A 23,652-nucleotide genomic window follows, 5' to 3' on the forward strand; every position below is an offset into this window, starting at 1 on the left:
CCATGCTGCCGACCGAACCTCCGCTGTCTCTCCATCGGTTGGTGGCGCCGGTGCCGCCAGTGCGCGTCGTGGAGAGCCGCACCACGGGTATCACGGACCAGCGCCGCCCGCCGCCCGAGGGCCATGCGAAACTGCCGACGACTGTCGCGCAGATCCTGCTGGCCGGGCAGAACCAGGTGGGGAACGCGGCGGTGGCCCGCGCGGGTGCGGTGCTGCCGATGCCCTCACCGCTGCCGAAGCCGCCGTCCGTTCAGTCCCCCTGACGCCCGGCCGCCTCGCGCTGGAGGTCCCGGACGCGCTCCAGCGACTCGTACGCCTGCTCCACTTCCTCGTCGTCCACCGAACCCGCGCCCCAGTTCGACGGCTTGCGCTGCTGCTCCTCAAGTCGGCGGACGGCGTTGGCGTGCTCGTCGTGCAGGATCTCCAGCAAGGACTCCCCGCAGCAGAGCGCCTCGTCGGCATCGGACGTCTCGAAGAGGCGGAAGACCGTTGAGCGGCCGGCCCGCAACTCGCCGAGCCGGTAGCAGACGATCCGGTCCTCCTTGCCGAAGGCGGCGGCGGGCACGCGGACGAGCGGGATCAGATCGGGGTCCTCGGCCAGCAGCCGCTGCTCAGTGGCGGCCATGCTGTTGGGGACGGCCGCCGGACCTCCCCGGTCGGGAGGCAGGGCGAGCTGCCACGGCTGGTTGGTGAAGCGGGCCCGCAGGTCAAGGCGCCACAGACCGCCGTCGACGAGGACGAACACCTCCTCGGGGAACGCCACGCCGTAGCAGTCGCGCAGCACCTCGCGTGGGCCGAGCCCCGTCTCGTACAGCGCCCGCGCCAGCCGGGTCATCGACGCGTAGTCCTCGCGTGACGCCTCGGCCCGCAGACGGTCGACGACCTCCCGGGTCATTGTCGCCCTCCTCGTCTCGGCTTCTTCGTGAGGTCTTCGAGGACCCTGTTGATACGTTTCCAGACTCCGGTGAACTGCGGCGCGGTCATCGCCGAAATGATCTCCTGAGTCACCTCGTACGCCTTCTGAACGGCGTTCCGGTACCGCTCGTCCTGCTGCGCGATGTCATTGCTGACCAGGGCCCGCATATCGCTTTCGAGCTGCCTGAGCCGGGCTTGGACGGCCGGGCTGCGGGCGGTCAGTCTCGGTTTGTCGGACATCAGCATGGCGACGTCCTCGACATGGACGAAGATCTTGTTCCGCAGCTCGGTCTGGGCGGTCTCGCTCAGCCCGGGAGTCGACCGGACGAACTCCCTGGCCAGGGTCTGGGCGCTGGCGTACGACTGGGACTGGATGATCAGCGCGTACATCCGATGGCTGACCCGGATGGCCACCTCCTCGCCGCCGGAGAGCATCTTGCCCCGCTCGGCCCGCGAGACGGCCTTGGGCGGCACGGTGAGGCCCCGGGCCAAGTCCTTGGGCAGCGGGCTCGTGCTCGTGCTCGCCTCCGGCAGGTGGCGCACACTGAAGTCCTCGCCGAAGATCTTCATGAGCACGTTCCGCAGGAACCGCCCCTCGGCACCGCCGACGCCCATGAACTTGCCCTGGACCTCCAGCAGGGCGAGGACCCGGGCGTTCTGGAATATTCCGTCCGCGTGGTCCCGGTCCCACGCCTTGATGAGCATGTTCGGCTCGGTCGGGTAGAGCATCTGCGGGTACTGCTTGGCGATGGCGTCCCGGATGCCCCGGTCCAGCGCGTTGGCCAGCCGGGTCAGCTGTTTCGCACGGCGGTCGGCGTCCCTGCCCCAGTCGAAGTCCTCGAAGTGGTAGCCGCCGATGGTCAGCAGCGGCTGCCGCGCCATCTCGGCGAGCGCCGTCTCGTACGCACGCAGGACCCCCACCCCTCTCTTGGCCGCGACTCCGGTGTCGGCGTCCTGGCTCACGATGTGGACCTGTCGGTTCACCTCCTTGAGGATGTCGACCGCCCTGCGGGTGTACTCGGAACCGAACACTTGCTCGCGGATGACGCCGTAGGGGAGCGCGCCCTTGCCGCGCAGACGCCCTTCGTTCTTCTCGGCGCGCGCCTTGTTGCGGCCTTCCAGCCGCTGGTATGCCTCGCGGACCTCCTCGATGGGGACCGGGACCTTGTCCTTGCCCTTGACCCACCGGGGCGTCCAGACGAACCCGAAGACCGCGAGCAGCAACTCCGGCTTGCGGTGGATGCCTTCCATGGCCCCACGGACGGGATCGTCCCCCGCCGGGTTCAGCCGCTCGAACGTGTTGACCCCGATCACGACGGCCGTTCTCGCCGCCGCCATGTCCTTCGCGTTGGGGGCCCCGCTGTCCGCCCACGCCTCGTCGAGGTACCGGAGCGCCACGTTCGGTTTGCTCTTGATGTCGTCGGGAACGGACGCCATGTTGACGACGAAGCCGATCCAGTTGTCGTCCCCGCCCATGGGCATCGTGATGGCGTGCAACTGTGTGATCGCGTGGGAGTGCCGTCTGATGACGACCGGTTTCGCGGCCTTGCCGATCTTGTACGGGAAGAGGCTCTTGTACGACGTCCGCTTCTTGGGATTGATGGCCACCGTGACGAAGTACCTGCCGGGAGCTGCCCGCTCCAGCTCGATCTGGGTGAGGTGGTGCCGTGTCTTGATGGCCGGAAGGCCCCGCCGCACCGACTCTTCGGTGGCCGACTCCGCTTCGAGCAGCCGTGTCGCCTCGCGGACGGCGGCGTCGAGGGCGTGTTCCATGTCCTTCTTGGACGGTTTGCCGGGCCGGTCCTTCTTCCTGTCGGGCTTGGCACCGGGCCTGCGCCGGTCCCGCTTCCGGGGCTTGCCGGGCAGGTCGCGGTCCCGCCGACGCTCCGGCTTCTTCTTGCCGAACTTGGGCTTGATCTTGGCCCACAGCTTCTTCACCAGGCCGACGATCTTGTCGATGACCCAGTCCACCGCCGTGGTCACGGGTTTGGCCATGGCCTGGACGATCTGTTTGACGCGGGCGGCGATGCCGCCGACGCCTAGAACGGCTGCCAGGACGCCGAGCAGGACGGGGATGGATCGGGCCAGGGAGCGTTCGATGAGGGCGGGGACGCCGCCGGTCGCGCCGCGGGCGATGGCGATGACCGAATCGAGGACGGAGTTGACGAACTCGTAGATCTGGCGGGCCTGGGTGATGATGAACCGGACGATGTCGATGATCAGCTTGACGGCCCGGACGAACGCGGACGCCGGGTTGAGCAGCGAGATCACCCACATGATCCCGGCCACCACGATCGTGGGCGTCACATACTCGATGACCTTGTCGAGCAGGTTCTTGCGCAGGTCGCCGACACGGGTCTTGAGGTCGTCCCACATCCCGGCGACGCCCCGCTTGCTGACCTCGGCGACCAGCGGCTCCGCGGTCTCGGCCGCGCTGACGGCCGGTTCCAGCTTGGGGGCCCTGCGGACGATCCGGGCGCGGATCGATTGCCAGGTCAGGCCGACCAGACCGGCCAGCATGGTCAGGACGCCCTTGGTGTCGAACTTCGCGGGCAGTTCGAGCCCCGCCTCGGTGGCCTTGCCGAGGAGCCAGGACAGGATGCCCTGCTGCAGGTGCGTACCGATGTTCTTGAGGAACTGCCGCAGCCCCGCGCCGACCGCGCTCACCAGGTTGCGCAGGAACCCGATCGGATCCTTGAGGATCATCATCACGGCCGAGGCGGCCTTGGCCAGCACGGAGAGCAGCAGGCGTTTGAGTTCCAGGATGGTCTCGATGACGCCCTTGACCGCGTCGACGGCCTTGGCCACCAGGCCCTTGTTCTTCTCCTTCTCCGCGGCGATCTCGTTGTCGACGGATTTGAGTGCCTCGGTGTACTTGGTGGCGAGCGTGTCGACGAGCTGGGTGCCCTTGTCGTCCACCGTCTGGGTGAGCTCGTCGAACTTGCTCGTGAACTCGGCCGCGGCCTGGCGCCCGATGGCCTTCAGGTCGGCGGGCAGCTTGTTCACCGCGTCGGCCATCTCCTTGCGGCCCCGCGTGATCCGCTGCTTCGCCTTGTTCAGCTCGGCGGCGACGGTGTTCGCGACATCCGAGATCACCTGCCGCATCCGGCGGATGTAGTTGTCCCGGGCCTCGTCGAAGATCTTGTCGGCCTCGGCGGGCAGCCCGGCGAACTTGTCCCGCACCCAGTGCCACTTGCCGGACCAGCCCGAGTAGCGCCGGTCCTTGTACTCCTCCATCTTGCGCTTGTGCTCGGCGGTGAAATCGGCCCGCGCCTGCTTTTCACCGTCGTCGAACTGCTTGTCGACCAGCTTGTCGAGGCCGTCGAGAATCCCCTCGACGTCCTTCTTCATCGTGTCGAAGACACCTTGCAGGACGGCCGTGACCTGGGCCCGCTTCTCCTCGTCCCGGCTCTGTGCACCGGACTTGCCCTGGCCGACCTGCTGGCCGGTCCGCACCCGCTGGGCGGCCATCGCCCCCATCGCGGCGGCCCCGAGCCGCTTGGCCTGCGCGGTGGTCGTGCGCAGCTGGTTCGCCTCGTGTTTGCGCATCCGGCCGGGCGCCTGCTCGGAGTGCTGCTCGGCGGCCTTCTTCTCACCCAGCGCCTTGGTGAAGGAGGGCTCGTTGGACTTCGCCATTTGGGGTTCGGTGACCTGGGCGTCGGCCATCTGCTGGTTGACGGCGGCGGGCCCGGCGGACAGGTCTGTGGCCGACGGCGGCAGTTTGTCCGGCACCGCCTTCGCCGGATCGGGCGTGCCCGGGGTTCTGGGCGGCCGGTCGGAGGTGAGCGGGACGACCGTCTTGGGCACGGCCTTGGAGGTGTCCGGCGGCGCGGCGGTCGTCGTGGCGATCTGCTCGGCCGACTCCGTCCGGCCCTCGCCGACCTTGCCGCGCACTTCTGCCCGTACCTCACCGGCCTTGCCGGAATCGGCGAACTTGTCCGCCTCGTCGAGGTTCTTCGGTGCCTTCTCCGCGATCGCCTTCTCGACCGCCCGGATGAACGCCTCCTTGTCGAACTCCTTCGGCTTGGCGGCATCCATCTTCTCCGCGTTGGCGCTCTTGCCCTGCGCCTCCTCGTCGTCCTTGGGCGGCCGGGCCGCGTCCTGCGCCGCCACCGCCTCCGCCCGCGCGGGTGGATGCGAGCCGGCCAGGGAGCGCTTCTTGTGCCGTACGTCCTTCTTCAACGCCGCGAACTTCGCATCGGCCTCCGGCCCGGGCCGCGCCTTCACCTCCGGCGCGGCAGCAGCCGCAGCCGGCTCCGGGGGCGCCACCTCCGCCCCGGCCGGCTGGAGAGGAACAGCGTCGGCACGGCCCGCCGCCGCGACCGCCCCATTGCCCACCATGTCCTGCGCGCCAGGCGGAGCCTGCGCCGGCCCGCGCCCGGCGGTCAGAACGGCCATCACCGTCGCGTTCGACGCGGACAACGCGGACGCGGACGTCGGCGACATCGGCACTCGCGGCTGCACGGAGCCGGGCGGCGCCTCCGTCCGCTCCTTCGCCGGTACGGCCGTCGGCGTCGCCACCACCGGCCGCACCGCGAGAGCCTTCGGCGCTGGCATCGGATGCAACCCTCCCACGGCAGGACGGACACCCCCACGGACACTCCCGACCAAGCGTCCCAACGCGCCCGTGACCAGACCGTCACCCCGGTATGTCCGCAGCGTCTCCATGCGGGCGACGACGTGGCGGGGCTCCGGCCAAGCCGCGCCGCGCGGGCTTCACGCGCCGGGACCCGAGGGCGAACCCCGTGCCGTCGTGACCGGCGCGGCGTCCAGGCATAGCGCGCCCAGGGCTGCGGCTGCATGACGACAGGATCGGTCCCGTCCATCCGAGGTACACCACACGGCCGCCGCCGCGGTGCTGGCTCACCGCGAAGGCCGCCATGTCGCCCCCGACGTGCAGAGCAGAGAGGAGCCGGGGCCAGAAGGAGCCGCTGTCGAAAAGCCTCCCGACGGGGCCTACACCACCCGAGGATCCGCCTCGAAGACCAGCGCCTGCACCTGACGGGCCGGATCGTGCCTACCGCGGTGTGGTCATGGCAGTTTCCCGCGGCGCCGTCGAGTGTGCGGGTGCGCCAAGACAGCCTCGGCCACTGGTACGCCTCCTTCGTCATCCCGGCCGAGACAGTGCCGCTGCCCGCCACTGGCCGGGACGCAGCGGAGACGCTCTGGTCACGCTGTCCGGCGGACACTGCCTGGTCGGTACCACCACTGAGTGCCCCGGCCGTCCGGTCGGGGCCCAGCTCTGTCCTGGAGGGGCCTCCATGAAACTCGTCACCCGCGCCGAACTGGGCTGGCCGCTCTCAGCCGCCCCCACCCAGACCTCCACCGACGGGGTCAAGGTCCACTACGAAGGCAGCCCGGTCTCTCGCGAGCTCCTGACCGACCACGCCCGGTGCATCGCCGAGTGGAAGGCCATCCGAGCTTCTCACCTGGCCAACAAGGAGGAGAACTACAGCGACATCGCCTACAACTACGGCGCCTGCCCCCACGGCTACCTCCTCGAAGGCCGGGGCATCGGCAAGCGGACCGGTGCCAACGGCAACCAGCCCCTCAACCGCGCCCACTACGCGATCTGCGGCCTCGTCGGCAGCGAGGGCCTGACCCAGCCCACCGACGCCATGCTCGGCGCGATCCGCGACGGCATCGAGCTGCTGCGCCGGCACGGCGCGGGCAACGAGATCCGCGGGCACCGCGACGGCTACTCCACCGATTGCCCCGGCACTCCCCTCTACACGTGGGTGCAGAGGGGCGCCCCCCGCCCGGGGGGTACCGGAACACCACCCTCCAGTCCCTCGGTGTCGCTGTCCCACATCGTGGCGGCGGCTCGTAAGGACCCGTCGGCTCCCCAAGGGCACACCACCTACCGGGCCGAGGTGCTCGTCGTCGAGCGGGCGCTCCAAGCGGAGGGACTGCTCAGCTCCGCTTACGTGGACGGTTCGTTCGGAACCCGCACCGTGACCGCGTACGCCGCATGGCAGCGTCGACAGGGCTACCAGGGCTCGGACGCCGACGGCATCCCCGGCGGAACCACGCTCACCGCCCTGGGCAAGGTCCACGGCTTCGCCGTCACCGCCTGACGGAAGGCCCGTGCCGGGCACCGTCCCTGACGCCGGGTCTCAAGCCGACTCGGCGCAGGCGGGACGTCCCCGGCCGCCACGGCCGCGCCCGGCATGGTGCGGTGCGCGCACTCGTATGCCACGGGCGGGCGGCGTCGGCGGCGCAGGTTGCCGGTTTCTCCCAGGAGGCTCCGCGGCCCGTGGCGAAGCCTCTGGCCGGGCGGCGGGCCTCGGCGATTTCCGGGCAGCGTTTCGCAGACGTGCTTGAGGGCCCTGACGGGCCTGGTGGTTCTGGTTCTCCGGGCGGCCGATGATCCATCGCACGACATCGGCGACTGCGGGCGGTGGCGGCGCGGGCATAGCGGCATACGGTCTTGCGGTCGAGACCGAGCCGTGCGCTGACCGCGTCGACAGTCAGAGCGCGCTGGAGCAACTCCTGGACGTCGCGGCGTCGTTCGCGGATCTTGCGCTCGTAGGGGGTTTCCTCACCCGAGACCCTGGCCGGGGCGACGGGTTGCTCGGAAGTGGATGGAGTGGCTTTCCAGCAGGAGCGGTGCCGGGTGACGGTCTTCTCCGGCCCGGTGGCGAGACTGCGGCGGAGATACTACCGGTCTGCGGCCTGCGAGATTCCGGGCCGGCCCCGTTGGGCACCTTCGGCGAAGGCGCGGCACGGTCCCGGCAGACCGTGCCGCTGTGCGGGTGCTGCCGGAGCCGGTCGGCGAAGGAGTCGGCGGTGTTCTCAGTGAACCTTGAATGGCTCGTTGGGTTGGCACCTCGTGCTCGTCGTCCGCAGTCGTGCCGAAGTCCGGCGTTCAGCTCTTCGCGACGTCGTATACGAGGTGTGTCACGCGGTCTCCGCGGACGATCTGCGAGGGGTTCTCCAACAGGATCGGATCGGCCAACGCGCCCGTCGCGAAGAACGGGCGGCCCGTGCCGAATACCACGGGCACGAGGTTCACGACGACCTGATCGATGAGGCCGAGCCGTAGCGCCTGGCCTCCGATCTCCCCAGCGGCCACGTCCACGACCCGGTCGCCTGCGTACTCCTGTGCGGCGCTCATGGCCGCCTCCACGCTGTCGACGAACGTGAACGGCGCCGTGCCGGCGTGCTCCCAGTCCGCAGGTGGTTCGTGGGTTACCACGAAGACGTGCTCGCCCGCAGCGGGCTTGCCGTTCCAGCCGTTCGTCAGATCGAACAGCCGTCGGCCGTGGACAATGCAGGCCACGTCCCGGTAGTGGGTGCGCATGAAGTCGGCCGACGCCTGCGTGGTGCGGCACACGTTGTCACCGCTGGGGTGGAGAGTCCAGCTGGTGTCTCCGTTGCCGTACCAGTCGAAGAGCGGCCCGACCCCGTCGCGGTCGTCGGCGATGAAGCCGTCCAGCGACACCACCGCACCCATGATTGCCTTGCCCATGCCGCCTCTCCTTCTCCCGGACGCGTATATCCCGTCCCAGTCTGACCCCGCAACTTCCTCAAAATCATCGGTGCACCCGACGACCTCGCACCAAGGTTCGATGAGACGGGTCACTGGTGTCCGGTGCCGCTGAACCTTGGGCGTGTGCCCTTTGCCATCCGAGCGAGGCGTTTTGACAGCGTTCGTGTCCACACGGACTAACCCGGCTGTCAAAAGACAGCGTGTGCCATCAAGGAATGAGTGGTGCGGGCGGCTCACTGGGACTTCCGTTGCTCAGGGCTCACCCAGGCGTACGGCGAGGGCGGCGATGTCGTCGTCAAGGTGTCCTCTGCTGTGGCGGAGGAGGTCGTGGTGAAGAGCCGTGAGCAGTTCGCGGGGCGGCGTCGGGGGCTGTCGACGCATCCAAGCTGCCAGTGGGAAGAACTCGCCGTCGCGGGCGCGGGCCTCGGCGATCCCGTCCGTATAGAGGAGCAGCAGGTCGCCGGGGGCGAGGTCGAAGGTGTCGACGTTGTAGTGATCGCCGATCAGCTCCGCGAGGCTGAGCAGTGGCGAGGGGGTGGTGGGCTCGAGGACGCGGAGTTTGCTGCGGTTCAGGAGCAGCGGCGGGGGGTGTCCGCAGTTGAGGATGTCGATACGCCTGCCCTCGTGCGGGATTTCGACGAGAAGGGCGGTGGCGAAGCGCTCTATCGGCTCGTCGGGGGGAAAGGCGGCGTTGTAACGGGTGCTGCTGGCGTCCAGCCTGCGTGCGACGTTGACCATGTAGGTCTCGTCGTAGGCCGCCTCCCGGAAGGCGTTGACGATCGCCGCGGCCGCTCCCACGGCCGGCAGGCCCTTGCCGCGCACGTCGCCGATGAGCAGCCTGACCCCGTATGGCGTGTCGACCACCTCGTAGAAGTCCCCGCCGATGCGGGCCTCCGCCGCGGCCGCGAGGTACAGCGACTCGATCACGACGTTCCCGAAGCGGCGTGGCATAGGGCTCAGCACCACCTGTTGCGCCGCGTCGGCGACGAGCCGTACCTGGAGGAGGGTGCGCTCCCGCTGGAGCCGGACATGGCTTCCGTACGCGGCGGCCACGGTGACCGTGATGATACCCGCGGCCGTCCACCACGTTCCCAGATCGGGGAAGACGAGGCTGAGGCCGATCATCAGAAGGAGGCAGACCGTCCCGAGCAGGACGGTGGGGAGGACCGGCCACATGGCGGCGGCCAGGGCCGGCGCCGCGGGCAGGAGGCGGCTGAAGGCCATTTCCGGCGGAGTGGTGTAGGCCAGGCTGGCGATCACGACGGTCAGAATGACCGGCGACAGCCGCACAAGCCTCCCTCGGCCGTAGCGCCGACGGAGCCGCGGCCGTCCAGACTCGATCACACTTCCTAGAATATCCGCGCAATCGGGGCATAGCGCTCTGACGGGCAGAGTCGGCTGCCTGCCCCTCCCGTTCCACGGTCGAGTGGCGCCCCTATGGCCCGCGCCACTCAGACCTTGCTGTCGCTGATCAACCTTCGCCGGGCAGGGCGGCTGGCAGCAGGTGACAGCATCGTGTGGGCTTTGCTGCGTGCCCGGCCGCGCTGCGTTCCTGGCTCCCAGTCGCAGCACGAGCAGATGTTGTGGGTCGGCCACGTGTCCTCGAAGAAGAGGCTGCCATCCGAGTAGCCGCAGACGCGGCACACCTCCTCGTCTTGCACACTCCGTACAGACCCCGTTTCAAGAAGTGCCATCAGTTCGGTGAGTTGAGTGCGGTGTCGCGCCGAACCGCCAGCCCCGCCCCCGTCGTCGGCCCCACACGTGTCTCTCTGGGGCGTCCAGCACATGCTTATTTCAGGCATTCATGGATGAAGGTTTTGTTGCCTGCTAAACCATGATCTTCTTGTTAAGGTCCTGTTTTATTCGTGCTTGACCATGTAGTGGGGGTGCGGCGGCCCGGGGGAGGGGCGTCGGCCGCTGCCTTCGTGCTGCTGCTCCCTGTGCCGCGGGCTGGTGCCCGTGTCCTTTCGGCGCTTGTCCGCCGTGGTGCGTGGTCGCACGTCGTGTAGTGGACATTCCGTCATGCAGGTGCTGCTGTCCGCCCGTTGTGGACGGCGGGCGGCAGTGCCGTGCTGGTGTGGCGGGTTTCGAGAGAAGTAGATGAGAACAGTTTCAAAGAGTTCGATACGGGTGCCGCTGATCGGCGCGCTCGTCACGGCCGCTCTGCTGGGCGGTATTCCCCCGGTGCTGGCCGCACCGGCACCCGCGGCTGAGCGCGGCCCCGGGGCGGCCGGTGTGGTGCGTGCGGCGGCTGCTGCCAGTTCCGTCGGCAAGCGGGGGGTGCGCGCGTACGAGCGGGTGCAGGTCAAGATGCCGACGGGGCAGCAGGCTGCCGGGTATCGCATACCCATCCCCGGGTCGGACGTGCGGTCGGGGATCATCGTCCTGACCGACAGGTACACCGCCTACGACGGGGGCCATGTGCTGCCCACGGGGAGCAGCGGAGCAGAGGCGGAAGAGGCCGAGGCCTTCGTTCGCGAGATGGCCGAGTTCGTCGAGGAACTCGCCAGTGCCCCTCAGGGCAGGAGGCTGCTGGAGGGGATCAGCCGCATGCGCCCGCTTGATGTGGCGGCGGGTGAAGCGGAGGCGGCGGCCGGGCTCAAGGACGCGAGTGCCGTCTTCACGCGGGGGATGCCGGATGACCCCGAGCGGTGGCCCGAGGGGCTGAAGAAGAAGTACGACGCGTACAAGGCGGCCGATCGCGAGGCCAAGGTCCCGGACGGGGAGCTGGGGATGGCCGCCATCATGCACATGGACGTGAGCGCCACCGAACCCCGTGCGGAGCCTTACAATCCGGCGCACACCCGGGACGGCATCGGCACCCAGGGCATCGTCAACGTACCCGACAAGAGGGCGGCTTTCCTCGGCTACGAGGCGAACAAGAAGCGCATCCTGGTGGGCTGGGTGCAGATGCTGGCGCATGAGCTGGTGCACGTCGCGCACTATCTGCAGGGGGCTTTGTACCCGGATACGAAGATCCCGGTACCGGTGGACTACCCGGCCGCCGACGGCTCGGTCAAGACCGCGGAGGTGCAGATCTCGGGTGAAGAGGTCGCCACGAACGGCGGGAAGGACGCGGAGACTCTCCTGCCCTATGTGAAGGCCAGGCGCGATGAGCCCACGCTCGGGATGAAGCACTTCGAGGCCTCGGCGGACAAGGCCAAGGAGAAGCTGAAGGAGAAGGCCGCGGGCAAGGAGATGGACCTGGAGCCGCTGCTGCAGACGCAGGCGGCCCGTATCGACACCTTCCCTCTCACGGAGACCAGCCTGGCCCGCGAGCGCGGGTGGCAGGCACGGGAGCACTACTCGCTGCCCACGGCACCGCTCGCGAAGGAATCGGGTATCCCCGAGGAGCAGCTGAAGGGCAAGTTCGTCACCCTGCCGCCCGGGGAGAAGGTCACCGACGCGGACCTGAAGGACCCCGACGCGTTCGAGGCGCGGCTGGAGAAGGCAGGGAAGAAGCCCCTGTCCAGGGTGGTGCGGGCGTGCTCGCGTTTCTTCGGCCGTCAGCCGGTGGTGTGCCATGCGGACGGCCGGCCCGAGGAGGTGACGCAGGAGACGCGGAGCCGTATCGAAGAAGTCCGCGGTGTGCTGCGGGAGCATCCGGATGCGCCGCTGCGGTTGCCCGTCGCGGAGGCGGATCCCGCTGCGGGTGGCATCACCCGGGAGGTGGTGCGGGAGAAGCTGGAGGGCTTCCACGGCGTCAAGCCCGGAGACGTGGACAGCGTCCTGGCCGGGATCGAGCGGCAGGGCAGCGCCGGGAACGACGATGCGAACTGGAAGGCGTTCTACCTGGCGGAGTCCGAGAGTCATGCCGCCGGGTACAGCGTCGCCCAGGAGGGGATGCGGATGTCTGCCGGCGGGGTGGTGAAGGTGACCGTGGAGGGACCCCTCACCGTGGCCACCGTGAACATCGCGAAGGAGCAGGGGGAAACCGACGGCCAGTTCGCGGAGAGGCGGCTCAAGCGCGTCAAGGACGAACTCGGTGTTCCTGGCGATGCTCCGCTGATGGACTCCCTCGCCGAGAAGAAGACCGTCCTGAAGATGAAGGACGGCACCACGGACCGGAACGGAGCGGAACGGTACGAGCTCATCGTTCCCTGGGAGATGGTGCAGGGGAACAAGCCGGAACTCGTCGAGCGGTTCAAAAAGGGAACCCGCGGCTTCGCCGATGCCGAGGCGATGATGCACGGCTGCCCGGTCGGCCCGGCGCGTCTGAAGCGTTCGGCGGGCGCCGCGCGCGCCAAGGGCTCGGTGAGCGGGTGCACGGAGATCGGGTTCGTGCAGCAGCTGGCAGAGGCGCTCGATGCGCTGCGGCGTGAGGGAAAGACGGCTGCCGCGGCCCAGGCCCTGGCCGAGGCGGCAGGCGCACTGGAGAATGCCGCGGATGCTCCGGCGCAGATCCGGGAGAAGGCCAAGGCGGTCCGGGAGAAGCTGGAGGCCGCCGTCGCGGGAGGAAAGGCCGACAGCACCAAACTGGCGGAGGCGAGTGCGGCGCTGACCGAACTGGCCGCAGCGCTCGGTGAGGTGGGCAAACCGGGGACCGCTCTGGCAGAGGTGCTCGCCAAGCAGGCCAAGCTGCCGAAGGTGGTCCCCTTGGAGCCGCGGTCGTATGAGGAGTGGAAGAAGACCGCGCAGCAGATGGTCGACAGGGCCCGCAAGGGCCAGACCGAGGTCGGCGGAGAGGTGTTCACGTCGTCGTTGCGCGATTCACTGACCTCGGAGCGGGCCTTCAACGTGTTCCCGGAGACGGCGAAGCACCTGAACTCCGCATTGGGGGCCGCGATGACACCGCAGATGGTCATCGACGCGGTCAAGACGCTGGACAGTGATGCGGACGGCCTGACGAAGGCGGCGGCGCTGACGGCTTTCACACCGGTTCTCGGGCCTGCGGTGGGGTTGGTCGACGGGCTGGCCCACGGCAACACCGAAGAAGCCGCCCTCAGCGGCGCGATGCTGGCCGGCTGGCTGGCCAGCCAGTATGTCCCCGCGATCGGTGAGATCGTCGATGCGGGGGCGGCCCTCTACGTCTTCGGCAAGGCGGTCGTGGACGAGATCGGCAAGGCGATCGCGGACAGCCAGAAGATGCACCACTGGGCCGGCGGGGGACTGGGCGCGGGCGCGACCAGCTTTGTCGATCCGGAGGTGGTCAAGAAGGAGCTGGGCAGTCGGCGGGACGCGGCGTTCCACCAGATGCTGACCAGCGTTGCGCAGGAGAAGATCCGACCGCAGGTTGAGATCGCGGTCAAGGCCATGTACGGGAGGCTGGAGCAGAACGTGTACGCCTCGGTCGCCCAGATCGAGGCGACCTTCCAGAGTCGGGCGGGTGAGCCCGGCATGGCCCAGGCCATCGCGGACACGCTGCCGAAGATCAAGGACAGGGCGGCCCGGCTCCTGGCCGACAGCGCCGGGCAGTTCGAGGCTTCCATGGCGAAGGTCATGGAAGCCAACGTCCGCAAGCTCGAGGGCGACACCAGTCTGGTCGCCGATTTCAACCGCAAGTTCATGGACGCGGTGCGCGACGAGTTCGGCACGTGCGACAACAGCACCGTCGGCTTCGGTATCGACTGCATGGCACAGAAGCAGTGGGCCCGGGCGTTCACCATCATCAAGGAGCTTCCCGTCCAGCCGATCCAGGAGACGGACTTCCAGCGGTGGTTCGGCACGGTCCCGCCGTCCGTGGCCGATCAGTCGCTGCGCGTCGGGCTGCGCAACTCCAGCGGCCAGGACCTGGAGCTGATGAAGACCGAAGTGGAAGGCACCGGCAGGCTGGTGGCGCCGCTGCCCGAGCGCCTGCCCAAGGACAAGGACCAGTGGCTGACGCTGGCGCACAGCACGCTCAGCGGCAAGGGACCGCTGCGCGGCTCGGTGACCTACGGCACCGGCGGCACGCAGAAGTTCACCCTGCGCTGGGAGACGACCGACGACGGTCAGCACCGCTACCAGGTCACCCAGGACGCGGCCCTGTCCACCCAGCTCGTCGGCGGCAACACACGTGAACGCGTGGCCGCAGACAACAGCCAGTGGCACCAGCTGACCGCCCAGCGGACCGCGCAGGATGTGGTGTTCGCCGACATCGCCCCCCAGGACAAGACGATCCCGTCCAACTCCTGCGCGACGTCGTCCCGCGGCTGGCCGTACGAGATGTACGCGTGCGTCAGCTTCGTGAACAACACCGGCCAGACCGTATCGATCAGCAACGCACAGGCGGAGAGCGGATACTTCGACTCCTACCCTCCGCAGCAGGTCCGGCCGTTCGAGGCGGTCGAATGGAAGACCGTCTCCCGGTCCGGCCTGTACGGCACCGAAGGCCGCGCCCGCATCCTCGTGGGCGACACGAGCACCACCATCGGATGGGTCAATCCCCGCCCCGGATGGCTCAACCACGACGCCTACGTCGGTGACGGTGAGCACCGCACCCGCAACGCCGACGTCGGCGGTCGCTACCACGCCACCGCCGCCCTCAACAACGACGGCAACGGCGCGGACATGACCGCCGCCTTCACCCTCACCAGCAAATAACACCACCAGAGACAGCGGTCGGTGGGGGTGTGCTGCACCACGCAGCACACCCCCACCCCGCTCAGCCTGTTCTTTTTCTTCCGGCCTCGAACGGCGTCCCGAACCTGATCCCCCGGGCCTGGCCGCATGCCGTCGCCCCGCAGACCGGCATGCTGGTGGAGGCCGCCTGGTCCGCATCCGGGGCCGCTGCGCGCCTTCTCTCAGCGGATCGAGGCCCGGCGCGGGTTCCGGATCGCGGTGGTGGCCACCGTCCGGAAGATGACCCCTGTGCTGGCGCCTGGTCACCAAGGAGCAGGACTACGCCTTCGCCCGGCCCAGCCTGGTCGCCTTCAAGGAACGCAAACTGGAGTTGCAGGCCGGCGCCCCTCGGGCGATCGCCGAGCGCGGCAGGGGCTACGACTACAACAATCCCGCACTCCGCTGCCACGAACGAGAGATCACCGAGAGTCCGCGGGGCGCGGCACATCATCCGGCGTCGCATTGTGTGCGCACACGCATCGCGGTGCGACGGCCGGCCAGCACGGGCGCACTCCCGGTGCAGGCCCGTCGACCGGTGCCGGGCTGCTGGCGAGCGAGAGCGGTCATGGATCTGCTGCCAGCGGTCCCGCGTGGTGACGGCGCGCTTGCCCTCGCGCCATAGGAGAGCCACATGGGGCATGCCGTCGCAGACCTCGACCAGGAGGTCGCAGTCGCCGACCTGGCGGGCCGACGGGGCACGAGCGCGCAGATGGTGGCCGGTGTTGCCGCCCGCGGAGACGACCCGGTAGTCGCGGTAGGCGTCGAGGTCGCCGCACAGCAGGGTGACTTGATGGCCCTGCGCGGTCAGCCCTCGGGCCAGGCGGTCCACGAGGAGTTCGGAACCGCCGGCGGCCGGGTTGCCGGGATCGCGCCGGGCGAGGTAGACGATGCGGTGGGGGAGTGCCGGAGGTTTATGGGGTGGGGGCCCCGGCGGGCTTGACGCCGGGGCCGTCGGGACGGCGTGCGGTTGCACGTACTGGGCCATGGATGCTCCAACGCGGCTCAGGCCGGAGCGTGTGGGGATGTCGTCCGGGGTGTGCGTACTGGGTTGGTGTGTGGGATGGTCAGTTTTCGCCGTCGCCTTCCGATCGGCTACTCACCGGGATGACAATTCAGGACTTCGGTGACTGCAATGTTTCGCCCCTTCGTGCTAGCCGTGGCGATTTCCGCAGCTTGAACACCATCAAGCCCGCGCTTGCCGCTGTGAGCAGGGTGCCCGTTCCGGCCCCGGCCAGCGGCGCGACGGTGCCGATAAGGAGCAGTTTGCGGTTGTCCTTCGCCGCGAGGTCCACCTGGCGGTGCTGGGTCTGGCGGTCGAATTCCAGCCGGTCGCCCTGGAGCAGGGTCACCGCGTCCTTCGCCCCGCCCGGAGCGCGCAGGCTCTTCACAGGTGAGATCGCGGCGTCGAGCACACGGCCGGTGCGCCGGTCGACCACCAGGTCGATCGCCGGGTTCGCGTACCACTCCTCGGCCTGGACCTGCGGGCGCCTCGGCAGACCGACGAGGATGCCGGGGACCTGTCGGGTGCCGACGCGGGTGGGCGGTACGGTCCCGGTGTACCGGTAGCCCTGGTGCCCGAGGACCTTGCCGGTGCCGGCGTAGTGCAGCGGTACGGTCCCGTTCAGCGTGGCGTCCCACCACTGGTAGGTGCGTTTGCGCAGGTCGAAGGGGAACTTGAGGTACGCGTCCCCTTGGTGCGGAACCGGGGCCTCCTGGCAGCAGTGGACCGGGGCGTTGGTGCGCCGGTCGGTGACCCAGCGCTCGGTGGTCCACTGGAGCGACTTGCGCGGGTCGGCCAGGGGCAGGGTGCGCGGGGTGTCGATGGTCGTCGAGACGTCCCACACGGCGTGGCCGCTGTGCTTGCTCTCGGCGACGTTCCCGAGGACCCGTCGAGTGATGGTGAGCGTCTGGTCGTGGAGCACGGAGAGCGAAGTGGTGTCGAAGTAGCTGCCGTTGCCGGTGGAGACGGTGGTGATGTCCACATCGATGGGGGTGCGCTTCGCGTGCGGTGTGACGTACCAGGCGAGCAGGGGCGCGAGGGTCAGCAGAAAGACGCCGAGCCCGAGTGAGACGAGTGCCAGGCGTGACACAGTGCGGCTCATATGTGTGCCTCCGGGGGAGAGTTCGGGTATCCCAGGTGTCGGTGCGTGGGGGGCGTCGCCGTATCGGCGACTTATGAGCCGGGAACCGTAGGACCGGGCTTGACGGAGTGTCAATGCCACTCCCATGCTTGCCTGTTGTCGAACCCGGGCCGGTGCGTCGCCAGATGGAAGGGGCTTCCCGCGCCATGCCCAGACTTCTCACCGTCGCCCTGACCGCAGTACTCGCTGCCGCGCTCGCGATCGCGGTGTCCTTCGGCATCGTCGCCCTGCTCGGCATCCCCCCGGATCAGCCGAACGATCCGCTGGTCACCTTTCCGGTGGCCACTCCCGCTTCGGGAACCCCCTAGTGCCCACCACCTCGACCGACTCCGCCTGGCGCAAGGTGCCCCGGCCGCAGGTGCGCAGGTTCGCGGAGCTCGCGCTCGACGAGGTCCCCGACCTCGCCCAGTCGATCCTGCGCCAGATCCGCCGGGAGTATCCGGGGCTGCCGCTCACCCTCGACGAATCGGGCGAGCCGCTGGCACTCGTCGGCATCCGGCGCGCCCTTGAGCAGTTCGTCGGGAGCATGGCCGACGGTTTCGGTCTGCCCCGCGAACCCCCCTATGTGTTCCAGGAGTTCGGCCGTGACCAGGTCCTCTCCGGCCGCAGCCTCAACTCGCTCCAGGCCATCTACCGGCTCGGCGTCAAACTCGCCTGGCGGCGCCTCGCCGAGCTCGGCGACAAGGTGGGCATTCCCGCCCCCGCCATGTACGAGGTGGCCGAGTCCGGCTTCGAATACCTAGACGGCATGGTCGCCGAGACCATGCGCGGCTACGCCGAGGCCGTGGCACTGCAGGCCAACGAACGTATGAGGCTGCAGCGCCAGTTGCTGGACCAGCTGCTGACGGAATGGCCGCGCGCGGACCGGTCGGGCATGCTCGCCGAACGCGCCGCCCGGATCGGCTGGGCCCTGCCCCACCGGGTCGCCGTCGCCGTACTCCTGAGGCCCGCCCGTGAGGCCGTGGCCCCGGCCGTCGGCCAGGACGTCCTGCTCGACATGGAGCGCGAGCAGCCCCGCATGGTCGTCCCCGAGCCGGACGCGGCCGGGCGGCCCGAACTGCTGCGGCGCGCCACCGCCGGCTGGTCCGGGGCGCTGGGTCCCTCCGTACCGCTGGTCCAGGCGCCGAAGTCGCTGCGATGGGCGGCCGCCGCCGTACAGCTCATCGAGCGCGGCCTCCTGCCCGGCGGCGCGGTGGTCCAGTGCACGGACTACACCGAGGCGCTGGTCCTGCTTCCGGCCGAGGAGCTCCTCGGCGACCTCGACCGGCGCCGACTGGCCCCACTGCTCACCTGCGGCCCCGCCCAGGCCCGCCACCTCGCCGAGACACTGCTCGCCTGGCTCGAAACCCGGGGCGGCACTATGGAGATCGCGGCCCGGCTCGGGGTGCATCCGCAGACCGTACGCTACCGGCTGCGCCAGATCAGAGAGTTGTGGGGCGACGAGGTCGCCGACCCCGACCGCCGCTTCGAGCTGGAACTGGTACTCAGAGCCCGGCGGCTGCGCGGCGAGCTGGCATCGCCCCCGGAGTGACGGCGTGCGCCGGGGCGTCGCACGGCCGGGCGATGCCTTCCGCGTGTGCCGTGAGCGGCTTTTGTCGCGCAGGGGTCAACTTGACCAGCCCCACCCGAACGTCTCGTTGGGCGGCTCGTCGGGTACGCCGCCGGGGGCGCCGAGGCCGACATCTACTGCCTGTGGGGCGAGCCCCTGGACAAGACCGCCGAGCAGATCGAGGCGGTGAAGAGGCCGCGAAGGCCGCGGGCCGCACCGGCGTTCCGCGCATCCGGGTGGCGTTCCGCCCGATCATCGCTCCGGTCGAGGAACTGGCCTGGGAGAAGGGCCACCGCACGGTCGGTGCCATCAGGAAACGGCGTGAGACGGTACCGCCGGACCGGCACCCCCGAGGGCACTGGCTCGCAGCGGGTGCTCGCCGTCGCCGGGGTGGGGAGCGCTACGACCGCGCCTTGTGGACCCCGACGGCCGCCGCCACGGGTGGCGCGGGAAATTCCAACGCCCTGGTCGGCATCCCGGAGACGGTCGCCCAGGCGCTGCTCGACTCCTACGGCCTCGGCGCCAGCATCCTCTCCGCCCGCGCTACGACTTCTTGGGCGATGGACGTGTGAACCGCCGCGCGACCAGAACCTGTCCGCGCATCGCCGCCGTCGCTCTGCTGCCTCTGCCGGCACTGACCGCCGGCGGCTCCGGTGACAACCCCGGCACGACAGTGGTGGGTGCCCCGGCCTCTCTCCCGCGCCGAGCGACGACCCGGTCGGGCTTGCGTGCCCGCACGGTGGCACGTCTCGCCCGCCGTCGTGAACTCGCCACCCAAGAACGGTAATCAGTCACAGCGCGACCCTTTCCCCAGTTTCCCTATTGGATTACTAGGGAATGCTTGACGCCGGTCGACGGGGTGACTCAGGATCGGGTGCATGTCCCGCAAGCAGCAGCCGCTCGTTCGCCGCAGGCATGTCGACTTCTGTCGCGTGGCCAGCGCCGTGTGCTGTTGCGCGCGAGGCAACGGCTGACGCGTCACCGCGTGCCGCTCCTCTCCTCCCATGTCACCTCGCCGGGCCCCACCCGCGGCGGGTCTGCCGGAGCCGCTGCCGTGCCCGCGCCGGACCTCAGAGCCGACCGGGTCCTGCGGCATCGCTTTCTCTTCGGCACCTGAAAGAAGAGCCCATGACCATCGCACTACCGGAAGACGACCTCATCCACGCGGAGCGGGGGCACGCGTACTGGCTGCACATAGCCCGTGAGATGGCGGACGACCTGGCCACGGACGCGGCCCTGCGCGAGCAGGTCGGCGAGGCGCCGCTGGACGAGGTCTCCCGGCTGCGCGAGGCGGGCTTGCTGACGCTGCTGGCACCGGCGGGACACGGCGGCGGAGGCGCTGACTGGCGTACGGCCTACGCTGTCGTACGGACGATATCCGCGGCCGACGGGGCGATCGGCCATCTGCTCGGACGGCACTACTTCCTGTCCGTCGGCGCCCGGTTCTTCGCCGCGCCCGCCCTTGCCGCGCGCGTCGAGCAGGAGTCAGCGGTGGGGCGGTGGTGCTGGGGAGGCGGGTTCGCCTCCCATGAGCCGCCGCTCACGCTGACCTCCACCGCGAACGGCTATGTGCTCGACGGCAGCCGGATCTACGCCTCCGCGGCGATGGTCGCCGACCGGCTGGCGGTCTGTGCCGCACGGCTCGACACCGGGGAACCCCTGGCCGTCTTCGTCGACTCCGCGCACCCCGGCGTGGTGTGCGGCAGCGACGGGGATGCCTTCGGCCAGCGGCTGGCCGGCGGCAGCGTGCGGTTCGACTCGGTGCCGGTCCCGGCCGACCAGGTGCTCGGCTCCCTCTCCTCGGACGAGGGTGTCCTGTCGCCGTTCGCCGCACTGGCCGTACCGACCGCGCGGCTGTTCTCCGTCCAGTTCTGTCTCGGTGTCGCCGAGGGGCTGGTGGCCGAAGCCCGTGAGTACCGCAGGGCCGCGCACTCACGCCGGCAGCCGTCCCCGCAACGGCCCTGGCCGGGCACTCCGCCGCAGGACCCCTACGCGCTGACGGCCTACGGCGAGCTCACCGTCGCCGCACGCTCCGCGTCCGCCCTCGCCGACCAGGCGGTGGAGGCCCTGACCCGCGGCCTCGCCCGTGGCGAGGACATCGACGACGACGAGTGCGCGGAGATCACCGTGCTCGCGAGTGCGGCCGAGGCCGCCGCCTCCCGGGCGGCACAGGAGATCACCACACACGCCCTGGACGTGATCGGCGCCGACGCCGCTTCCTCGCGGCACGGATTCGACCGCTTCTGGCGCAACGCCCGTACGCACACCCTGCGCGAGCCCGTCGCGCCGAGGCTTCGCGAGGTCGGGGACTACTACCTCAACGGCACGCACCCCCCGTTCGCCCTCCCCGCCTGACGGCGTGCGCGGTCGGTGACGGGTGGACTTGGCAGTGGGAGATAATCAGCACATGCGGATCTCGGCCAAGGCGGACTATGCGGTGCGGGCTGCGCTGGAACTGGCCGCGGCGGGTGACGACACGTCACTCAAGGCGGAGGTGATCGCCGCGGCGCAGGGCATTCCGCACAAGTTCCTGGAGGGCATCCTGGGCGACTTGCGCCGGGGCGGCCTCGTGGTCAGCCAGCGCGGCGGGAACGGCGGCTACCGGCTGGCCCGCCCGGCGGACTCCATCGCCATCGCCGACGTGATCCGCGTGGCGGACGGCCCTCTCGTGTCGGTACGGGGGGTGCGCCCACCCGAGCTCTCCTACACCGGTCCCGCGGAGCCGCTGCTGCCGCTGTGGGTCGCGGTACGTGCCAACGTGCGCAAGATCCTGGACGAGGTGACCCTGGCAGACGTGGCCGCGGCCAAGCTGCCCGCTGAGGTCCTGGACCTTGCCGAGGCCCCGGAGGCTTGGACGAACCCCTAGCCGGACGGTGCGCTCAGCCGTGCGTCGGGGCGCGACGGCGGACCGTCCCGCGCCGAGCGGTCCGACCTGGGCGATGCCTGTGTGCGGGCCGGGTCTACGCTCCCGCCGCAGGGTGACACCTGTACGGCGCCATGACCGCAGGAAGTCTGCCGCGCCCCCTCTTGCTTGTGACGGCCATAGTGCCCATTGCCCTGGTCGGCTGCGGAACGCCGGTGCACAACACGAGTACGCGACCCCGGTGGGCGGGCGTCTCGTGCGGGTCGACGCCGATACCCAGGCCGTTGACCGCGCCGCCTTGCGCAGGGCGGCCGAGGCCGCGCATGCGGCGAGCGACGCGGAACTCGACGCCGTACTGCCTTTCCGGCAGGGCGATGCCGGACAGCCCGTCGAGCGCGGCGAGCTGCCGCCGGTCGGCGACGGGGCGCCGAACAACGAGGTGGGGGCGTGTGGTTGAGCGTCGGGTCTCCGCGCGCGTCGGCCAGTGGCTTGTCGGCCGAGGGTGCCGGGTGTGTCCCGGGATGGGCCGGTTGTCATCATGCGTGTGGATCATGGGAGAGTAGGACTGATCACTGGGCGAAGGCGGTCACCCTGCCGGGGTGGGTCGCCGGGGAGAGGATGGAACCGAAGCGTGTTCGACACCCTGAAGGCGTTGAAGGAGAAGGCGACCGAGCTGGCGGCGGAGCACAGCGGGGTCGTGGGCAAGGGGCTGGAGAAGATCGCTGATGTCGTCGACGGGAAGACGGACGGCAAGTACAGCGACAAGATCGACGCCGGTGTCGAGAAGGCGAAGGGTTTCATCGACAAGCTGGAGGACAAGCGCCCGTCGGCCTGATGCGGCGCGTCGTCAGCACGTGCCCAGGGGTTCCCCGCAGGCTATTTAAGGGGGACCCCAACGCCCCGTTACGCCATCCTGCGGCTGCGGCCGACCGGGTGCGCGGGGGTGACCTTGTCACCCCGTTCCCTCAGCAGGCATCCGGTGGTTCGCGCCGGCCCCCGAGGAGATCTGCTCTTCCAGCGCTACTGACACGGACAGCCCGTCGTGGCACTCTGCTTCCCGCACGCCGATCCGCACCGTTCATCCCCCACCTGCCGGGCCGTCAGGCCCGGGCACGGCAGAAGGAGACATGCGTGAGACGCCATCGCACTGCCGCGGGCATTCTGTTGGCCGTCGGCGCCCTGCTCACCGGGGGCCTCGCGGCCTCCGGCAACGCCACAGCCGCCACGCACACCCCCAAGGCGGCGGCCCGTACCGTATCAGCGGCCGACCAGCGCGTGGCAGGCGGCTTCTGGACCGCCGAGCGGATGCGCAGCGCCACCCCCCTCGATCTGGCCCTCACTTCCGAGGCCCTCAAGAGCCTCAGGACACCGAAGCCGACCGGCCGGACGGCGACCGTCGCTCCGACCGCCTTCCCGCAGCCGGGCGGCGCATGGACCGGCGGCGGGGCTGTGGTGAAGACCTCGGGACGGGTGTTCTTCACCTTCCAGGGCCGCACCGCCTCGTGTTCGGGCAACGCCGTCACCAGCCAGAACGCCAGCACCGTGATCACGGCCGGGCACTGCGTGAAGTACCAGGGCAGCTGGCACACCAACTGGGTGTTCGTCCCCGCGTACAACAACGGCAACGCCCCATACGGCCAGTGGACCGCGGCCAAGACCCTGACCACCCCGCAGTGGGAGGCCGGCGAGGACATCAACTACGACGTCGGGGCGGCCGTCGTCGCCCCGCTGAACGGCCAGAAGCTGACCTCGGTCGTCGGCGCGCAGGGCATCCAGTTCAACGGCGGCTACAACAAGCCCATGTACGCCTTCGGCTTCCCCGCCGCCTCTCCGTACGACGGTACGAAGCTGATCTACTGCAGCGGGAACTCCTCCAAGGACTTCCTCTTCTCCAACGATCACGGTCTCAGCTGCAACATGACCGGCGGCTCCAGCGGCGGACCCTGGTTCACCGGCTTCAGCGAGTCGGCGGGCACGGGCCTGCAGGTCTCGGTGAACAGCTTCGGCTATGTCTTCTTGCCGAACCGGATGTTCGGGCCGTACTTCGGCAGTGAGGTCCAAGCCCTGTACAACAAGGCGCAGAGTTCCTGAGGCACATACCGGCACTACCCGGCGGCCCGGCGCGGAGCATCCCCGCCGGGCCACCGCTCAG

Annotated in this window: 14 protein-coding genes and 5 pseudogenes; 13 read left to right on the forward strand and 6 right to left on the reverse strand. The window is 69.6% G+C overall.

All coding sequences use genetic code 11. From position 1 onward, the window contains the following. Positions 1 to 2 precede the first annotated feature (2 nt). Positions 3 to 263, forward strand: a complete 261-nt coding sequence (locus tag QIY60_RS32040) for a hypothetical protein (RefSeq protein WP_283145658.1) — start codon at positions 3 to 5, stop codon at positions 261 to 263. On the opposite strand, the gene QIY60_RS32045 is transcribed toward QIY60_RS32040, so the two are convergent. Together QIY60_RS32045 and QIY60_RS32050 are read right to left on the reverse strand one after the other, a co-directional pair. Beyond that, entirely contained in the window at positions 251 to 895 is a 645-nt protein-coding gene (locus QIY60_RS32045; protein WP_283145659.1) for a hypothetical protein, read from the reverse strand. The genes QIY60_RS32040 and QIY60_RS32045 overlap by 13 nt on opposite strands. Continuing rightward, positions 892 to 5,472 carry a hypothetical protein gene (locus QIY60_RS32050; RefSeq protein ID WP_283145660.1) on the reverse strand — a complete coding sequence of 1,527 codons (4,581 nt, stop codon included), beginning with the start codon at positions 5,470 to 5,472 and terminating at the stop codon, positions 892 to 894. Before QIY60_RS32050 ends, QIY60_RS32045 begins: the two co-directional genes overlap by 4 nt. A gap of 399 nt (positions 5,473 to 5,871) precedes the next feature. Here QIY60_RS32050 and QIY60_RS32055 point away from each other — a divergent pair. Continuing rightward, positions 5,872 to 6,063: pseudogene (locus QIY60_RS32055) on the forward strand (RNA-guided endonuclease TnpB family protein); the annotation flags it as partial. 113 nt (positions 6,064 to 6,176) lie between these two features. Beyond that, complete coding sequence (locus QIY60_RS32060; RefSeq protein ID WP_283145661.1) at positions 6,177 to 6,992, forward strand: peptidoglycan-binding protein; 816 nt, start codon at positions 6,177 to 6,179, stop codon at positions 6,990 to 6,992. Positions 6,993 to 7,783: 791 nt separating this feature from the next. On the opposite strand, the gene QIY60_RS32065 is transcribed toward QIY60_RS32060, so the two are convergent. Continuing rightward, positions 7,784 to 8,500 carry a dihydrofolate reductase gene (locus tag QIY60_RS32065; protein ID WP_283145662.1) on the reverse strand — a complete coding sequence of 239 codons (717 nt, stop codon included), beginning with the start codon at positions 8,498 to 8,500 and terminating at the stop codon, positions 7,784 to 7,786. A gap of 159 nt (positions 8,501 to 8,659) precedes the next feature. Then, entirely contained in the window at positions 8,660 to 9,751 is a 1,092-nt protein-coding gene (locus QIY60_RS32070; protein WP_283145663.1) for a PP2C family protein-serine/threonine phosphatase, read from the reverse strand. A 756-nt stretch (positions 9,752 to 10,507) separates the two neighbouring features. On the opposite strand from QIY60_RS32070, the gene QIY60_RS32075 reads away from it, so the two are divergent. Continuing rightward, positions 10,508 to 14,929, forward strand: coding sequence for a hypothetical protein (locus tag QIY60_RS32075; RefSeq protein WP_283145664.1), 4,422 nt, complete (start codon positions 10,508 to 10,510; stop codon positions 14,927 to 14,929). Positions 14,930 to 15,078: 149 nt separating this feature from the next. After that, positions 15,079 to 15,302, forward strand: a pseudogene (locus QIY60_RS32080) (IS110 family transposase); the annotation flags it as partial. Positions 15,303 to 15,563: 261 nt separating this feature from the next. Here the strand turns inward: QIY60_RS32080 and QIY60_RS32085 are convergent. Further along, positions 15,564 to 15,932: pseudogene (locus QIY60_RS32085) on the reverse strand (glycosyltransferase family 1 protein); the annotation flags it as partial. Between the two features lie 127 nt (positions 15,933 to 16,059). Then, entirely contained in the window at positions 16,060 to 17,049 is a 990-nt protein-coding gene (locus QIY60_RS32090) for a DUF3068 domain-containing protein (RefSeq protein WP_283145665.1), read from the reverse strand. 185 nt (positions 17,050 to 17,234) lie between these two features. Between QIY60_RS32090 and QIY60_RS32095 the strand changes: the two genes are divergently transcribed. The 8 genes and pseudogenes from QIY60_RS32095 to QIY60_RS32130 all read left to right on the forward strand — a co-directional run bounded on the left by QIY60_RS32095 (position 17,235) and on the right by QIY60_RS32130 (position 23,591). Further along, the gene (locus QIY60_RS32095; protein WP_283145666.1) at positions 17,235 to 17,396 is read left to right on the forward strand and encodes a hypothetical protein; all 162 of its coding nucleotides are present in this window, start codon (positions 17,235 to 17,237) and stop codon (positions 17,394 to 17,396) included. Beyond that, the gene (locus QIY60_RS32100) at positions 17,396 to 18,619 is read left to right on the forward strand and encodes a helix-turn-helix domain-containing protein (protein WP_283145667.1); all 1,224 of its coding nucleotides are present in this window, start codon (positions 17,396 to 17,398) and stop codon (positions 18,617 to 18,619) included. The genes QIY60_RS32095 and QIY60_RS32100 overlap by 1 nt, the downstream gene beginning before the upstream one ends. 79 nt (positions 18,620 to 18,698) lie before the next feature. Further along, positions 18,699 to 19,199: pseudogene (locus QIY60_RS32105) on the forward strand (LLM class flavin-dependent oxidoreductase); the annotation flags it as partial. A 566-nt stretch (positions 19,200 to 19,765) separates the two neighbouring features. Further along, positions 19,766 to 20,992 (forward strand): acyl-CoA dehydrogenase family protein, encoded by a 1,227-nt coding sequence (locus QIY60_RS32110; protein ID WP_283145668.1) that lies wholly within the window; start codon positions 19,766 to 19,768, stop codon positions 20,990 to 20,992. A 52-nt stretch (positions 20,993 to 21,044) separates the two neighbouring features. Further along, the gene (locus QIY60_RS32115) at positions 21,045 to 21,503 is read left to right on the forward strand and encodes an Rrf2 family transcriptional regulator (protein WP_283145669.1); all 459 of its coding nucleotides are present in this window, start codon (positions 21,045 to 21,047) and stop codon (positions 21,501 to 21,503) included. Between the two features lie 274 nt (positions 21,504 to 21,777). Further along, positions 21,778 to 21,957: pseudogene (locus QIY60_RS32120) on the forward strand (hypothetical protein); the annotation flags it as partial. Positions 21,958 to 22,131: 174 nt separating this feature from the next. Then, positions 22,132 to 22,335: an antitoxin gene (locus QIY60_RS32125; RefSeq protein ID WP_283145670.1), complete on the forward strand. Its 204-nt coding sequence runs from the start codon at positions 22,132 to 22,134 to the stop codon at positions 22,333 to 22,335. A 296-nt stretch (positions 22,336 to 22,631) separates the two neighbouring features. Further along, positions 22,632 to 23,591 (forward strand): peptidase, encoded by a 960-nt coding sequence (locus QIY60_RS32130; RefSeq protein ID WP_283145671.1) that lies wholly within the window; start codon positions 22,632 to 22,634, stop codon positions 23,589 to 23,591. Positions 23,592 to 23,652: the final 61 nt, after the last annotated feature.

Source organism: Streptomyces sp. BPTC-684 (genome assembly GCF_030028635.1).
Classification (GTDB): domain Bacteria; phylum Actinomycetota; class Actinomycetes; order Streptomycetales; family Streptomycetaceae; genus Streptomyces; species Streptomyces noboritoensis.

Coding starts and splice junctions, on each gene's coding strand:
- QIY60_RS32090 (WP_283145665.1), bottom strand. CDS start 17,049: ATGAGCCGCACTGTGTCACGCCTGGCACTCGTCTCACTCGGGCTCGGC.
- QIY60_RS32115 (WP_283145669.1), top strand. CDS start 21,045: ATGCGGATCTCGGCCAAGGCGGACTATGCGGTGCGGGCTGCGCTGGAA.
- QIY60_RS32050 (WP_283145660.1), bottom strand. CDS start 5,472: ATGCCAGCGCCGAAGGCTCTCGCGGTGCGGCCGGTGGTGGCGACGCCG.
- QIY60_RS32045 (WP_283145659.1), bottom strand. CDS start 895: ATGACCCGGGAGGTCGTCGACCGTCTGCGGGCCGAGGCGTCACGCGAG.
- QIY60_RS32060 (WP_283145661.1), top strand. CDS start 6,177: ATGAAACTCGTCACCCGCGCCGAACTGGGCTGGCCGCTCTCAGCCGCC.
- QIY60_RS32110 (WP_283145668.1), top strand. CDS start 19,766: ATGACCATCGCACTACCGGAAGACGACCTCATCCACGCGGAGCGGGGG.
- QIY60_RS32075 (WP_283145664.1), top strand. CDS start 10,508: ATGAGAACAGTTTCAAAGAGTTCGATACGGGTGCCGCTGATCGGCGCG.
- QIY60_RS32095 (WP_283145666.1), top strand. CDS start 17,235: ATGCCCAGACTTCTCACCGTCGCCCTGACCGCAGTACTCGCTGCCGCG.
- QIY60_RS32040 (WP_283145658.1), top strand. CDS start 3: ATGCTGCCGACCGAACCTCCGCTGTCTCTCCATCGGTTGGTGGCGCCG.